Source organism: Providencia sp. PROV122 (genome assembly GCF_028482365.1).
In the GTDB taxonomy this organism is placed as follows: Bacteria; Pseudomonadota; Gammaproteobacteria; order Enterobacterales; family Enterobacteriaceae; genus Providencia; species Providencia stuartii.
Genome location: NZ_JAMPQI010000057.1, coordinates 1 through 2,292, shown reverse-complemented (window position 1 = coordinate 2,292; position 2,292 = coordinate 1). Strand labels below are relative to the sequence as shown.

The 2,292-nt window shown below is 36.4% G+C and carries 3 protein-coding genes and 1 pseudogene; all 4 read right to left on the bottom strand.

Going from position 1 to position 2,292, the window contains the following annotated elements:
- Positions 1-238 (bottom strand): annotated as a pseudogene (locus PSE69_RS19450) (hypothetical protein); the annotation flags it as partial.
- Positions 235-741, bottom strand: coding sequence for a hypothetical protein (locus PSE69_RS19445; RefSeq protein WP_223854626.1), 507 nt, complete (start codon positions 739-741; stop codon positions 235-237). The gene PSE69_RS19445 and the pseudogene PSE69_RS19450, both read right to left, overlap by 4 nt.
- Complete coding sequence (locus PSE69_RS19440; RefSeq protein WP_143474523.1) at positions 738-1,040, bottom strand: hypothetical protein; 303 nt, start codon at positions 1,038-1,040, stop codon at positions 738-740. Before PSE69_RS19440 ends, PSE69_RS19445 begins: the two co-directional genes overlap by 4 nt.
- A gap of 123 nt (positions 1,041-1,163) precedes the next feature.
- Positions 1,164-2,292 (bottom strand): hypothetical protein (locus PSE69_RS19435; protein WP_272675330.1); only part of this gene is annotated, 1,129 nt, incomplete at its 5' end.

Below are 2,292 nucleotides of genomic sequence, written 5' to 3'. Positions count from 1 at the left end.
AAAAAGATTCTTTTTTATTCCTATAAACTTCCAATAAATAAATAAATGCAATTGAAGGCGTATCAAAATCTAATGTTGACATATAGTCAATATATCTTTTTTCTTTATCACGCCCTATAGATTCCTTAATACTTTTTACAAAATCATCATCTATACTGTCGTTTACTTTACATAGATCAGTCTTTGCATTTTTTATTTTTTTTTCTGTATATTTTAGTACTCTATCAACTCTACTCATTTATCTAAATCCTCTAGGTAGTAAAAGAATGGGTATTTATTGTTTCCACCAACATTAAATTTATCATCAACTGCCACCGTTAATTTATAACCAACAATATTATTGATATTCAGCTCCTTAGAAATACTATTTAATAAGTCCAACTGTTTTTTATTTAAATTATAATCATTCCTTCCAAGTCTCATTGACTCTGTTGCTGCTTTTGAATGATCTCTTATATTTTTCAAGTAATCTTTTTGAGCTTCGCTTGCCTCACCTCCTTTTGGTGTTGAATTTGGCCCAAACTTATCCTTCATCGTCGTTTTGATTTCAAACGTAACCCACTCAGGCGGCGGTGGCTCAATTTTGCAAATCAAGTCAATACCTTGACCTTTCGCATTTTGTAACGCTATCATTTTTTCAGGAACAAAGCGTTTACCAAATAAAGGATTTAATTCATTACCATCCTTATCAAGACGGGAAGATTTGTTCGCTAATGGAGCTTTACCATAACGCGTTTTCATAAACAGCTTATCAAATAACGTGCTTTTTTGATTTCATTGGCAACATGCTGCTCGCCGAGATACCCCACAAACTGCGCCATTTTCATGGAAGCAACCCCGTCATAAAACAAATCCGAGGTTAATACCTTTTGTAATTTATGCTCAGATTTTAAATTAAGTTCGATATGTCCTGTCACTCGGCGTCCACCACCTTTCGGATTACCTTGTATACGTAGTACACATGTTCCATCTGGTTTTGGACCAAAACAAGTCACTATCGTATCATCAAAGTGCCGAGTAAAGGTTTTTTCCGACCACATTAAAGCGAGTAACAAGCATATTTGTTAATGATTTTACTGATTCCTCACTCACTATTTTTGCGGTAATCCCCTTAAGATAACCTTCTGTAAATTCGAAGAGTTTAGCCATAATAGTCCTTTATTCTATTTATTTTGAGACACGTTATGTAATTTAGGTTCACCTTGAAAGGACTCTAAATAGAGTGTGCCTCCAATCCCCATACTTCCGACACTGGTAATAGCTTGTGTTTTAACCTTTTTACCAAAAAACATAAACAGGTTCATGGCATGATACGTCGTCACAAAACTTTTTGTATTCCCTGTCTGAGAATCAAGGTATTTCAAGGAGTTTAACAGGACGTTATATCCTTCATCTTTGTTATACCCCCACAAAGCCGTGGAATCCTCAATCAATTCATTCGTTGAAAAAATCACATTTAACCCATCGGCAAGCAAAGGGATCACTCTCGCACCATTTTTCACGGTTGTAATTGCTGCCCCCACCCCAAACGCTAAAAAGATTAAATCAACGACAATAGATTTTCCTAAGTTAATTTTTTCGTTAACTTTTTCTTCATTAATATCCCTAATAATACGTTTAACGATCGCTTCTGCTAATTCCTCATATTTTTTTATATAAACGTTTTTTGACTGGCTAGATAATAAATTATAAACCGTCGATTTAGGTGTCACTGCAATCGTCTTTAAACCTTTACGATAATCAACATCAGATATTGCTACATTGTCATAGCCTGTCATGATTTCATACCGTAACCCTGGATCAGGGTCTCCCTCTATTTCATGAAAGTCCTGTTTACCATGTGTTTTTTCCCGTGTAAGCTGAAAATCAAGTCGGTAATAACTTTTGGCAAATTTATAACGAATGCCGCGGTAAAAAAAATGTGCATCTTTAGGACGCTCTGCTGCAGGTATAAATGCCAACATAAAGCTTAAATACGACTCTGTTCCCTCTCCACCGTCAGGGCTAAAATGTGCTCTTATTGCATCTTGCAGTCGAGAATAACCCATGATCTCAGCGGCAAGTTGGCTTATTCTTGGCTCTACCGCATTATCTTGACTTTTTTGGTTGATCAGCGTCATGAATGTTTCAAAAGAAACTCCTGTCGGCATGGGCTCAGGCTCAATTTCATTAGGGCAACCTGCATTGTGCGTTTCCTCCCAAGCTTCATCAAAGGGGCTACGCGCCTCCGCATTGAAAGTATCAATGACTTGCTTATCATCCGATAACATCACACATGATTTAATACTGAGC